The 12,656-nt window shown below is 72.3% G+C and carries 8 protein-coding genes and 1 pseudogene; 1 reads left to right on the top strand and 8 read right to left on the bottom strand.

Annotated features, from left to right (window positions below):
- Window positions 1–47: 47 nt before the first annotated feature.
- The 7 genes from HET64_RS11885 to HET64_RS11915 form a co-directional block, all read right to left on the bottom strand.
- A complete protein-coding gene (locus HET64_RS11885; RefSeq protein WP_215104644.1) occupies window positions 48–878 on the bottom strand; it encodes a trypsin-like serine protease in 831 nt (276 codons plus the stop codon).
- Between the two features lie 134 nt (window positions 879–1,012).
- Window positions 1,013–2,560: an RNA polymerase sigma factor gene (locus HET64_RS11890; protein ID WP_215104645.1), complete on the bottom strand. Its 1,548-nt coding sequence runs from the start codon at window positions 2,558–2,560 to the stop codon at window positions 1,013–1,015.
- 323 nt (window positions 2,561–2,883) lie between these two features.
- Window positions 2,884–3,750 (bottom strand): FadR/GntR family transcriptional regulator, encoded by an 867-nt coding sequence (locus HET64_RS11895; RefSeq protein ID WP_251145193.1) that lies wholly within the window; start codon window positions 3,748–3,750, stop codon window positions 2,884–2,886.
- Window positions 3,751–3,930: 180 nt separating this feature from the next.
- Window positions 3,931–5,667 (bottom strand): ATP-binding cassette domain-containing protein, encoded by a 1,737-nt coding sequence (locus HET64_RS11900; protein WP_215104649.1) that lies wholly within the window; start codon window positions 5,665–5,667, stop codon window positions 3,931–3,933.
- A 143-nt stretch (window positions 5,668–5,810) separates the two neighbouring features.
- A complete protein-coding gene (locus HET64_RS11905; RefSeq protein ID WP_215104651.1) occupies window positions 5,811–6,569 on the bottom strand; it encodes an NUDIX domain-containing protein in 759 nt (252 codons plus the stop codon).
- A 209-nt stretch (window positions 6,570–6,778) separates the two neighbouring features.
- Complete coding sequence (locus tag HET64_RS11910) at window positions 6,779–8,155, bottom strand: DUF4192 domain-containing protein (RefSeq protein ID WP_215104653.1); 1,377 nt, start codon at window positions 8,153–8,155, stop codon at window positions 6,779–6,781.
- Between the two features lie 819 nt (window positions 8,156–8,974).
- A complete protein-coding gene (locus HET64_RS11915; RefSeq protein WP_215104655.1) occupies window positions 8,975–11,134 on the bottom strand; it encodes a RecQ family ATP-dependent DNA helicase in 2,160 nt (719 codons plus the stop codon).
- Between the two features lie 305 nt (window positions 11,135–11,439).
- Here HET64_RS11915 and HET64_RS11920 point away from each other — a divergent pair, with 305 nt between their 5' ends.
- Window positions 11,440–12,081 (top strand): hypothetical protein, encoded by a 642-nt coding sequence (locus HET64_RS11920; protein WP_215104657.1) that lies wholly within the window; start codon window positions 11,440–11,442, stop codon window positions 12,079–12,081.
- A gap of 126 nt (window positions 12,082–12,207) precedes the next feature.
- Here the strand turns inward: HET64_RS11920 and HET64_RS11925 are convergent.
- Window positions 12,208–12,656: pseudogene (locus tag HET64_RS11925) on the bottom strand (hypothetical protein); the annotation flags it as partial.

Raw genomic sequence — 12,656 nt, forward strand, 5'->3', positions numbered from 1 at the left:
ACGCACGCACACAGCGGGGCGCCGCGCGCGTGCGGTCCCGGCGCGGGTCAGATGCGGCCCTCGGCCCACTCCAGGGCCGCGGAGACCCGTGTGTACACCCCCGGGCTGCCCGCGCGCCCGCAGCCACTGCCCCAGGACACCAGGCCGATGAGCCGCCCACGGGCCACCAGCGGCCCGCCGCTGTCGCCCTGGCACGCATCCCTGCCACCCGCCGGATCGCCCGCACAGAGCATCGCCGAGGCCTTGTAGGTGCCCTCCTGGCCGCCCGGGTAGGCCCGCGCGCAGTCGCTGTCCGGCAGGACCTGGACCCGCGCGGAGCGCAGCACGGAGGCGTACGCGCCGCTCCCCGTCGTGTCGCCCCACCCGTAGACGGCCGCCGCGGTACCGGCCCGGTAGGCGGTGTCCCCGCCCTCGGCCGTCGGGATGACGCCGCCCTCCGGCATCGCGCGGGACAGGGTCAGCACAGCGAGGTCGCCGGCGTTGGAGGCGGGGTCGTACGCCGGGTTCACCCAGATGGACCGGACGGGGATCTCCTGGCCGCCGGAGTCGCTCAGCCGCTCCCGGCCGGCGATGACCAGCAGATCCCGCACCCGCTCCGCCGGTCCACCGAGCGCCTCGTCACTCAGACAGTGGGCGGCCGTCAGGATCTTCGTGGGCGCCACGGCGACGCCCCCGCAGAACTGTCCCGAGCGCGCCCCTCCGAACCGGTCCCGGCTCGACAGCGCCACCGCCCAGGGGCTGTCCGCCACCGGGGCGGGCTGGCCGCCGACGATGATGCTGTCCGCGACCGCCGCGGAGGGCGAGGCGAGGGGCACCACGGTCGCGGCGGCGGTCACGGCGAGCACCCCGGTCAGGGCACGGACGACGGAACGGGGCATGGAGGCTCCTGACGCTGAGGCGGTAACGGTCCACCCAGCGTGATCCAGCCGGTCACCGTCCGCACCCGAGGACACGCCGGAGGGCCCGGATCCCCTGGGGGTTCCGGGCCCTCGGCCGGTGAATCTTCCGCGCTCTAGTCGAGGTAGTCGCGCAGCACCTGCGAGCGCGACGGGTGACGAAGCTTCGACATCGTCTTCGACTCGATCTGACGGATGCGCTCACGCGTCACGCCGTAGACCTTGCCGATCTCGTCGAGCGTCTTCGGCTGACCGTCGGTGAGACCGAAGCGCATCGAGACCACGCCGGCCTCACGCTCGGAGAGCGTGTCGAGCACGGAGTGGAGCTGCTCCTGGAGGAGCGTGAAGCTGACCGCGTCCGCCGGGACGACGGCCTCGGAGTCCTCGATCAGGTCACCGAACTCGCTGTCGCCGTCCTCACCGAGCGGGGTGTGCAGCGAGATCGGCTCACGACCGTACTTCTGGACCTCGATGACCTTCTCGGGGGTCATGTCGAGTTCCTTGGCCAGCTCCTCCGGGGTGGGCTCGCGGCCCAGGTCCTGGAGCATCTGGCGCTGGACGCGCGCGAGCTTGTTGATGACCTCGACCATGTGCACCGGGATACGGATGGTGCGGGCCTGGTCGGCCATCGCGCGGGTGATCGCCTGACGGATCCACCAGGTGGCGTACGTGGAGAACTTGTAGCCCTTGGTGTAGTCGAACTTCTCGACCGCGCGGATCAGACCGAGGTTGCCCTCCTGGATCAGGTCCAGGAAGAGCATGCCGCGACCGGTGTAGCGCTTGGCCAGGGAGACCACCAGGCGGAGGTTGGCCTCCAGGAGGTGGTTCTTGGCCCGCCGGCCGTCCTCGGCGATGATCTCCAGCTCGCGCTTGAGCTTCGGCGCGAGCTTGTCGGCGTTCGCCAGCTTGTCCTCGGCGAAGAGACCGGCCTCGATGCGCTTGGCGAGCTCGACCTCCTGCTCGGCGTTGAGGAGGGGAACCTTGCCGATCTGCTTCAGGTAGTCCTTGACCGGGTCGGCGGTGGCGCCGGCGACGGCGACCTGCTGCGCAGGTGCGTCGTCCTCGTCGTCGTCGGAGAGGACGAAGCCCTTGTTCTCGCCCTCGCCCTCCTCTTCCTCGCCCTTGCCGGCCTTGACTTCCTCGGCCGCCTCGTCGCCGTCGAGGATCTCGTCGTCCTGCTTGCCGGACTTCTTGGCCGCCGTCTTCTTGGCCGCCGTCTTCTTCACGGCGGTCTTCTTGGCCGCTGCCTTCTTGGCTGCCGTCTTCTTGGCGGGAGCGGCCGCGACGGCGTCGTCGGCCACCGCGTCCGCACTCTCGGCCGCCGGGGCGGCGGTGGCCGCGACGGTCCTGGTCACGGTGGTCTTCGCCGCGACAGTCTTGGTGGCGGTGCGCTTGACCGGGCTCTTCGCTGCGACGCTCTTGCGGGCGCGCTTCGGCGACTCCGCGGCACTGACCATCAGCGTCACACCCTCTTCCTCGAGGATCTGGTTGAGGCTGCGCAGAACGTTCTTCCACTGGGTTGGCGGAATCTGGTCAGCCTCGAAGGCCCGACGCACGTCATCGCCGGCGATCTGCCCATCAGCCTTTCCCCGCTCGATGAGCGCCATCACAGACTCGGACTCGGCGATCTCCGGCGGGAGCGTACGGGATGTGCTGGCCGACACGAACAACCTCTCGGAACGATGGAAACGGCTTCCGGCCCTGCCCTGGAGAGGGCTGGAACCGACGACCGTCGACTGGGGATGTCGCCGACGGCGCGGGTTTGGCCTCAGAACTGCACAGCGCACCCGAGGGTTGCTGTATTCCTTCCGCGACGCTCACCTCTTAAGTCATCGCGCTGCTTCGAGGAGTGTTACGGCCAATCCGCGTGGCCCGAGTCACACCTCATACGCGACGAAATGGGCCAAGGGTGTCATCCCCTCACAATTATGCCGCCGGACCCGTGCGGTCCGGCGGCACCCGGCCCACGCACCCGGCCGCGCCCCGGTCAGTGCTCGCGCGGCGCGGGAACCACACGCTCGACGTCGGGGTGGACGACGAGCAGTTGACGCATGGCCGTCTCGGCCGCCCCGGAATCACCGGAGGCCAGGGCGTCGGCGATGCGCGCGTGGTGCGCGAGCGAGGTCTCGCCCGGACGGTCACAGCCGGTGACCGGACCACCGGAGACATGAAGGGCGGCCGAGACGATGCCGGAAAGGTGTTCGAGCATCCGATTGCCCGCCGCCTGGATGAGCAGGGCGTGGAACTCCGCGTCGGCACGGGAGAAGGTGATCGCATCCCCCTGCCCCGTCGCGTGCCCCATGATCTCCACCATGTCGCCGAGCCGCTGCTGAATATCGTCCCGCCCGTGCCCGGCCGCGAGGCGCGCCGCGAGCGGTTCGATGGTCCAGCGGAGCTCGGCCAGCTCGCGGCGCTGGTCGTCGCGCTGCGGACCGAAGGCCCGCCATTCGATGATGTCGGGATCCAGCAGGTTCCAGTCACTGACCGGGCGGACCCTCGTACCCACGTTGGGGCGCGCGCTGACCAACCCCTTGGCTTCGAGGACGCGCAGGGATTCGCGTACGACGGTGCGGGACACCTCGAACCGCTGGCCGATCTCCTCGGGAACGAGGGGGCGGTCCGCGCCGAGGTCACCGGAAACGATCATCTGGCCGAGCTGCTGGACGAGTTGGCCGTGGAGACCGCGCCCCCGGCTGGCAGACCCGCGGCGGCTCGCCCGCCCCAGCTCGGAATCGGAACCGCCCCAGGCCCGGGAAGCGGCACGCTCGCCGGCCGGCGCCTCCGTATAGGGAAAGCGGTCGAGTTCGCCCGAGCCGGCCAGGCCGGAATCGGCGGTGCGGGCGGCGGTCATCATGGTGTGCGCAAGGGTACTCACGCATCCTTTGTCGGCGCGGCTCGCCCACCCCTTGAGGTCTTTGGTGAAAAGCACACGAAAGGGTGATCGGCGCCCACTCCGCAATTGACGCCATATCCCTACAAATCAGTCATTTCTCCGGGAGTTGCGGGCTCCTGTTCTCGATGCGGGCGACGACGATCACCAACGCGCCTTTCCCCGAAGGCTGGTGAACAGATACGCGCAGATCAGGGCTGACAACGACAGGGCGAGTGCGGTGCCGACGGGCTGCGCCACCACCCGCGCGACGGCCAGCACCCAGTGGTCCGCCTGCTGCGGCAGCTGCCACCCGGCCAGTTCGCGCAGCCGGCCCGGGAGCCCGGCGACCGAACGCGCGGACGGCGCCGCGAAGAGCTTCTGCACCAGTGGAACGACGAGTACCGGAACGGCCAGCACCGCGGCGATCCCCGCCCCGGCCACCCGGAAGACACCGGCGGCCAACAGCCCCGCCCAGGCACAGCCGACCGTCAGACCGGCCCAACTCGCACCGAGCGCGACAGCGTTCGAGGGGATCTCGATCAAGTCCGGCCCGTACACGAGCCGGAGGCTCTGCGCTCCGCACACCACGGCGAGGCCCGCGAGCAGCAGGGCGAAGCTCGCGGTCACGGTGAGCTTGGCCAGGAGCAGCCCGAGCCGCCGGGGGACGGTGCCGCGCGCGGCGGCGAGTGCCGGATACCGGAACTCGTCCCCGAAGGACAGCGCCCCGAGCAGGCCCGCGCCGAGCGCGGCGGGAGGGAGCGGCAGCAGAGCGGGCCACGCGGCGAGCACACGGGGCAGCGCGGTGCCGTCGGTGCGGGCGAGCAGGACGGACACCGCGGCCGACACCACCAGAACGGCCGCCATGATCATGGCCGTTGTCCGGACGCCCAGGGAGCGTCGCAGTTCGTAGCGGAGCGGGCGCAGGGGGCCGCGTGCGGGGCGCACCCGGATCGGGGGCGGCAGCTCCGACAGCGCGACGGCCGAGTCGCCCCTCTCCTCCCTCCCGGCTCCTGCCGGGGTCGCCGGCCCGGTGTCGCCGATCTCGTCGGCGAGCCGGTGCACGGGGACGCCGTGCCGGTACGCGGTGTCGCCGATCTCCGCGCAGCTGCTGCCGTACACCGTCAGCCGGCCGCTCGCCTCCTCGACCACCTCGACGGAGCGCCGCGCGGCTCTGGCCTCCCGGCTGACCACGGCCGCCAGCCGGGCGGCGTGCGGGGTGCGGACGGCGACCCGGGCCCGGAGCCGGGTGCGGGCGAAGTCGGAGACGTCCTGGTCGGCGACGAGACGCCCGCCGCCGATGGTGACGACGCGGTCGGCCGTGCGGGCCGCCTCCTTGGGGTCGCCGGTGGTGTAGAGGACCGTGCCGCCCTGGGCCGCGTGCGCACGCAACAGCCCGTACAGCCAGCTGTTCTCCCTCGGGGACAGCCCCTCCGCCGGTTCGTCCAGGATCAGGGTGTGGGGGTCCCCGAGCAGCGCGGAGGCGAGGCCGAGCCGCCGGTCCATCCCCACCGAGAGGGTGCCCAGGCGCTGGTCCCCGAGCCCGGCGAGACCGACGACGTCGAGCACCTCGTCGGCCCTGGTCGCGGGCGTGCCCGCGGCCGCGCAGAGCATCCGGAGCTGCCCCCGGACGGTCCGGGCGGGATGACCCGGTACGTCGCCGAGCAGAACGCCCACCTCCCGTGCCGGGTGGGCGATGCGGTGCAGCGGCCGCCCACGGAAGTAGGCGACGCCCCGCCCCGCGTCCAGTTCGAGCATCAGCCGCAGGGCCGTGGTCCTGCCCGAGCGGGGGGCGCCCAGCAGGGCCGTGACACGGCCGGGGGGAGCCTCGAAGGTCAGATCGTTCACGGCGGGCGGAGCGTCGCGACGGGGGGTGCTGGTGAGTCCGATGGCCTGGAGCATCGCTTATCTCGCGTCTCTCGCGGAAGGTGAGACCGCTCGGCGGCAGGGGTACCGCAGCAACATAACGCGACATTTCAGACTTTTGGCGCAGGGGTGGGCCGACAGGCGTTCCGCGGGGCCATCGCGGCGGAACGCCCGGCGGCTCAGACCTCGGGTCGCAGCATCGGCGGATTGAGCACCGTGGCCGCCCCGGCCCGGAACAACTGCGCCGGCCGGCCTCCCTGACGCGTGGTCGTCCCACCGGAAGGCACCAGGAATCCGGGCGTTCCGGTGACCTTGCGGTGGAAGTTACGGGGGTCGAGGACCACACCCCACACCGCTTCGTACACCCTGCGCAGCTCGCCGACCGTGAATTCCGGCGGGCAGAACGCGGTGGCCAGCGAGGAGTACTCGATCTTGGAGCGGGCGCGCTCCACGCCGTCGGCCAGGATCCGCGCATGGTCGAAGGCCAGCGGCGCCGCCTGCTCGCCCTCCCGCCCGGCGCCGGGATGGAGCAGGTCCTCGACCGGCGCCCAGCGCGCGCTGTTGGCATCGCCGCCCGCCCGGGGCGCGGGCAGGTCCGGCGCGAGGGCGAGGTGGGCGACGCTGACCACCCGCATCCGGGGGTCGCGCGCCGGATCTCCGTACGTGGCCAACTGCTCCAGATGTGCCCCGTTGCCCACGGCCGGTTTCGCCGGGTCGTGCGCGCTGAGGCCGGTTTCCTCGACGAGTTCACGCGCCGCCGCGGACCCCAGATCCTCGTCCATCCTGACGAAGCCACCGGGCAGGGCCCATCTGCCCTGGAACGGGGTCTCTCCGCGACGTACGACCAGCGCGCAGAGCGCGTGACGGCGCACCGTGAGCACGACCAGGTCGACGGTGACAGCGAAGGGCGGGAAGGTCGACGGGTCGTAGGGCGGCATGTCGCGATCATAGTCGTCTGCCTGACGATAAACACTCCCTTCGGCATGCTCGTGATCAGTCGGAGCGCCACGATTGTGGATCCGTAGCGATCATTCGTAGCGATCAGTCGGGCGGTGGCCCGGATTCCGGACGGCCGGCGAGCCGGACAAACGACCGGACGGGAGGCCGGGACGGACGCACCCCGGCGGTTCCTCGGCTCGCACCCGGGTCACCTCCGCGTCCGGCCGCCGGGTCGCCCGTACCGCCGGGTCTCGCGCGACCGACGCCCGGCCACCGAGGTGCAGGGGCGGGCCGAAGCGGGTGACGGCTTCACCCGTCCCGCACCCGGGCGCCGGTGGGCGCGCCCCCGCCGCCGGCCCCCGTCGGGCAGCGGGCGGACCTTGCGGACGCGCAGCGAGGTGGCGCCCCGGTCGGCGGCGGTGTCGATCACCGCTTCCACGGCCCGGGCGTCGGGGCTCGCCCCGTCCGCCGCCTCGCGCAAGCAACGGCGCAGGGCCTCCGGGTCGAGCCCTTCGTTGCAGGCCCGATGGAGCAGCTGGGCGAACGTGTAGCCGGGATCGGCGCGCAGCGCCAGCGTCAGGGCGACCCGCGCGCCCGGCTCGTCGCCCGTGGACCAGGAGACCCAGCCCGCCAGGGTGAGCGGAGCGGCGGCGTGCTCCCCGTACGGTCCGACGCAACGCCGTGCCAGCGTCCGCCAGAGCCGCAGGGCCGCTTGCGCTTCCGCGCCCTCCATCCAGCCGGCGGCCTTGTCCCGGGTCTCCCGGTCCTGGAGCCCGAGGATGACGGTCGCGGCCTCGTCGGAGCCGATCAACTGGTCGTCCCCGGCGTCCGAGAGCGCGGGCGGCGCGGGCTGTGTCTCCTCGATGCGGTCCATGAGGGTGCGCGCCAGCCGGAGGGTCTCCGCCGCGACCTCTCCCCGGGCCCGCTCGTCGAGGAGCCTCGGGATCAGCGCCGGCCCTGCCCTGTCCAGGGCCTCCTCCTGCGCGGTCACGGCCGCCGGGGTCCGCCAGGGCTGGAGCCGCGCCTCCATGTCGCGCAGCGAGCCCCGCACATGGACACCCGCGTAGGCGGCGGCCGCGGCCATCACCGTGGTGCCGGGCATGGCCAGAGGATTTCCCTGGTCGGGGCAGCACCGGGGGTCGGGACAACAGTAGGACCAGTAGCGGCCGTCGGAGATGCAGAGAGCTTCGAGGACGGGAACGTCGAGCGCTCCGCACGCCGTGCGCAGGCGTTGCGCGAAAGGCCTGAGCCGCTCCATGGTGAGCCTGCCGCCCGACCCGTCCGGAGAGTCCTGGCAGAGGAAGATCACGATCGCGTCGGGCCGTCCTTCGCGGCGCTCACTCCCCGATACCAGGCAATCCGCCAACTGGTCGGCGACCGGCCCCCATTCGCCGGGCGCCTGCGGAATTCCGAGGCGGAGCCGGCCGCCGAACCGGCCACGGCCGCCGTGCAACGCGACCATCACGACGCTGTCGTTGGGATAGAAGCCCATCAGATACGGGAGGGCATCGGCGAGCTCTGCGGGGCCGCGCAGGGTGATCTGCTGCTCCGCGGCCGGGCCGGTGGATTCGTGGTGCCTGTTCATGCCTTGACGGTCCCTCAGCCCGTCGCGGCCCGCGACCCCTGTGGATAACGTTATCCACAGGGGTCGCTCCTGCCGCTCGGGACGCACTATCGTGCCGTGTCCGGTCCGGTTCGCGACGCTCGCTCGCTCGCGGAGGCGAGCACTCCCGGGACGGATCAACTCGGTTTCGGCCTCGCGCGGTTCGCCGCGCTGCCTCACCACACCTTGACGCGCCCCGAGAGGCCCATGTAATCAGCCGATGCCCGCACGTATCCACTGATCACATCGGAGTGTTCATGGACCTGCGTCGCGGCCCGTGGGACCCCGCGTGACGGCCCGGCTCAGCGCCGAGGGGCGGCTCACGTCGTTCGGCCGCGACGGTCTGGTCTTCGACGTCGTGGACCGGGGACCGTTCGCCGGGGAGGTCGTCGTGCTCCTGCACGGGTTTCCCCAGAGGTCCAGCTCCTGGGACCTGCTCGCACCGCTGTTGCGCGCGTCGGGATACCGCACTCCGGCACCCGACCAGCGGGGGTACTCACCCCGGGCCCGGCCACGCGGCAGGATCTCCTACCGCACGCCCTTCAGCACATCGAGCCAGCTGGCCGAGGTCACCGTCCCGGCGCTGTTCATCAACAGCGACAGCGATCCGGTCCTGGGCCGGACAGGGGCAGAGTACACACGCAGGTTCGTGACCGGCCCGTACGCCTTCCACACCCTGACCGGAGTCGGGCACTGGATTCCGGAGCAGGCCGCTCCAGAAGTGGCAGAACTCCTGCGCGTTCACCTTTCGAGCTCGCTCCCGGGGCCGGAACGGGGACGGTGGAGCGATCGGGGCGCGCCCTATCCCGCCACGGCCAGGACCAGCGGGAGCACCTGTTCGGCGCCGGCCTGGCGGAGCAGGCGCGCGCCCACGGCGAGGGTCCAGCCGGAGTCGGTGGAATCGTCGACGAGCAGCACCGGGCCGTGGGCTTCGGCCAGCGCGGCGGCGAGTTCGTCGGGCACCGTGAAGGAGTCGGCCAGGGCGCGCAGCCGCTGGGCGGAGTTGCTGCGGTGCGCGGCGTGCTCGTCGGCATGCGGGGTGAGGGCCAGGCTGCCCAGGAGCGGGAGCCTCCCGACCCGGGCCACGCCCTCGGCCAGGGAGGTGACCAGTTGGGGGCGGGTGCGGGACGGCACGACGACCACCCCCACGGGGCGCGCCACCGCGTCGGGAGATCCGCCGGCCCAGCCGTCCGGCGAGCGCGCCCAGTCCGCCAGCACCGTCACGACGGCGTTCAGTACGTCGTCGGGGACCGGCCCGTCCGCCGCCCCCGCCGACAGGAGCGGGCGCAGGCGGTTGCCCCAGCCGATGTCGGACAGCCTCCCCAGCGCACGTCCCGTCATCGCCTGCTGCCCCGCGGGAATCCGGCCCTTGAGGTCCATGCCGACCGAGGCCAGGCCCGTCGGCCACATCTTGCGGGGCTCGACCTCGACGCCCGGCCGGTCCAGCTCACCCGTCGCCGCCGAGAGGGCCGAGGAGGAGACGGCCGGGTCCAGCCAGGGGCCGGCGCAGGTGTCGCAGCGGCCGCACGGCACCGCCTTCTCGTCGTCGAGCTGGTGCTGCAGGAACTCCATGCGGCACCCCGTGGTCGCCACGTAGTCCCGCATCGCCTGCTGCTCCGACGAGCGCTGCTTCGCGACCCACGCGTACCGCTCCGCGTCGTACGCCCACGGCTGTCCCGTCGCGGTCCAGCCACCCTTCACGCGCTTGACGGCACCGTCCACGTCCAGGACCTTCAGCATCGTCTCCAGACGCGAGCGCCGAAGATCCACCAACGGCTCCAGCGCCGGCAGCGACAACGGACGGCCCGCCTGGCCCAGCACGTCCAGGGTGCGCCGCACCTGCTCCTCGGGCGGGAAGCCCACCGAAGCGAAATACGCCCAGATCGCCTCGTCCTCCTTGCCCGGGAGCAGCAGGACATCGGCATGGTCCACGCCACGCCCGGCACGCCCGACCTGCTGGTAATAGGCGATCGGCGACGAGGGCGATCCCAGGTGCACCACGAAGCCGAGGTCCGGCTTGTCGAAGCCCATCCCCAGCGCGGAGGTCGCCACCAGGGCCTTCACCCGGTTCGCCAGCAGATCCTCCTCCGCCTGCAACCGGTCGGCGTTCTCCGTCTTCCCCGTGTACGAGGCCACGGGATATCCGCGCTGCCGCAGGAACGCGGCGACCTCCTCGGCCGCCGCCACCGTCAGCGTGTAGATGATCCCCGAACCCTGCAGATCTCCCAGCCGCTCCCCCAGCCACGCGAGCCGGTGCGCCGCGTTCGGCAACTCCAGCACGCCCAGCCGCAGGCTCTCGCGGTCCAGCGGCCCCCGCAGCACCAACGCGTCCCCGCCCCCGGTGCCCAACTGCTCCGCCACGTCCGCGGTCACCCGCGCGTTCGCCGTGGCGGTGGTGGCGAGCACCGGCACTCCCGCCGGCAGCTCCGCGAGCATCGTGCGCAGCCGACGGTAGTCGGGCCGGAAGTCATGCCCCCAGTCGGAAATGCAGTGCGCCTCGTCGACCACCAGCAGGCCGGTGGTCGCCGCGAGTTTCGGCAGCACCTGATCACGGAAGTCCACGGAATTCAGGCGCTCCGGGCTCACCAGGAGAACGTCGGTCTCGCCGCGCTCCACCTCGCCGTAGATCGTTTCCCATTCCTCGGGGTTGGCCGAGTTGATGGTGCGTGCCTGGATGCCTGCCCGCGCCGCCGACTCGACCTGGTTGCGCATCAGCGCCAACAACGGCGAGATGATCACCGTCGGGCCGGCTCCGCGCCGCCGCAGCAGCGCGGTGGCCACGAAATACACCGCGGACTTCCCCCACCCCGTGCGCTGGACGACCAGCGCACGACGGCGCTCCTCCACCAGGGCCGCCACCGCCTGCCACTGATCCTCCCGCAGCCGCGCGGCCCCTCCGGGCGCACCGACCAGCTCAGCGAGGATGGCGTCGGCTTCGGTGCGGAGCTCCAGGGTGTCCATGCCCCCATGCAACCCGATGGGACTGACAATCAGCGAATCCACCCGCAGCGACGAGGGTGTTTCTGCTGGTCCTCGCGATTCAGGGGTGACGGAGGGAGTCATCCCGGGCGGGTATGGGCAGGGATATCAGTGTCATTCCGGCTGATTCCCGTCAACCACAGCAATTGCTCGTTGCCGCCCGCCGGTAGGCCAGGGAGAATTGGAGCTGCCCCCGCACAGTTCCTCATCGGGCCCGGAAGGGCTGTGCCGCGGCGCGCCCTCATTCGACCCTGCCCGCATCGTGGGCGCGTAGCGAAGGGAGGACCGTGACCTTCGGATTCGCCCCGTCCACAGCCACTTCGACAACGGCGTCCTCGGTTTCCGCCGACTCCGACAACCGCCTTGCCCGGATGCTCGAACCAGCGGAGTGGGCCTCGGCCGGCATACCCCTGCTCCGGAGTCCCCGGGAGGTCGTCAGCGGACTGCACTCGCGGCACCGGCCGACTCCGGCCACCGCCGTGGTCGCGGTCCTCGATCATGAGGAGCGGCTCACGGCGAGCGCCTCCTTCGCCCGCCGGGCGACGGTGGCCACGGACGGCTGGGAGTTCCGCAACGCCCTGCTGGCGCAGCTGCGGCGCGTCGTCCCGCACGATCTGCGACGCCGCACTCCGGTCCGTACGGCCGTGCTTCTGTACTGCCGTGACGGCGACGAACGCTGGACCGAGGAGGACGGTGCGTGGATGTGGGGCCTGCGGGACGCCTGCACCCTGCACGGCCTCCGCTGCGGCGCCTACATCACGCTCACCCGCGGGGGCTGGCAGGTGCTCGGCGAGGGGAGGGGCGGACGGCGGCCCAGTTCGCTGTCGGAGCCGGCGCTCCTGGCCGACGCCGTCGTCGAGCACCGGACCGTCCCGACACGGTCGGGCGGCGGAGCGGCGGAGGCGCTGCGGCGCACCGCGGCCCGCTGAGCGGGCACGGCGCACCTGCCGGGCGGGCACCGATCGGCCACTGGTCGGTCCCCGTCGTGGCCGGGGCGACCGGCGGTGGTGTCCCGGCCGCCCGTGCGGGCGGCCGGGAGCACCGGTGGGGTGCGTTCAGACCCCGGCGCCGAGTACGGAGTTGATCGTCTGCGGGTCTCCGCAGACGATCAGCAGCGTGGCGGCACGGTCACGTGCGACGGGCAGGGTGCGAGCCACGGTCCGGTCGTCGTCGTTGACGGCGACGACGACCACGGGCCGGGACGTGGCCCGCTCCGCCGCGGAGATGCCGGCGAAGAAGACGTCGTCGCCCGCGTCGTGCTGGGCCCAGTACGCGGCTTCGCCGAAGGACAGCTCGTGGGCGGCCCACGGGTGCTGTTCGCCGGTGGTGAGCACCAGGATGTCGCCCGGTGCGCGACCGGACTCCAGCAGCAGGTCGACGGCTTCCTCGGCCGCGGCGAGTGCTCCGCCGCGCCGGCCGCCGCGGTCCCCGTGGTCGCCGCCCTTGTCGCGGGCCCAGCGGGCGAGCTGGGCGACGCGGTGGACGACGAACTCCTGGTCGAGGA

It is taken from the genome of Streptomyces sp. McG3 (genome assembly GCF_018619185.1).
GTDB lineage: Bacteria > Actinomycetota > Actinomycetes > Streptomycetales > Streptomycetaceae > Streptomyces.

Coding starts and splice junctions, on each gene's coding strand:
- HET64_RS11885 (WP_215104644.1), bottom strand. CDS start 878: ATGCCCCGTTCCGTCGTCCGTGCCCTGACCGGGGTGCTCGCCGTGACC.
- HET64_RS11895 (WP_251145193.1), bottom strand. CDS start 3,750: ATGATGACCGCCGCCCGCACCGCCGATTCCGGCCTGGCCGGCTCGGGC.
- HET64_RS11900 (WP_215104649.1), bottom strand. CDS start 5,667: ATGCTCCAGGCCATCGGACTCACCAGCACCCCCCGTCGCGACGCTCCG.
- HET64_RS11905 (WP_215104651.1), bottom strand. CDS start 6,569: ATGCCGCCCTACGACCCGTCGACCTTCCCGCCCTTCGCTGTCACCGTC.
- HET64_RS11910 (WP_215104653.1), bottom strand. CDS start 8,155: ATGAACAGGCACCACGAATCCACCGGCCCGGCCGCGGAGCAGCAGATC.
- HET64_RS11915 (WP_215104655.1), bottom strand. CDS start 11,134: ATGGACACCCTGGAGCTCCGCACCGAAGCCGACGCCATCCTCGCTGAG.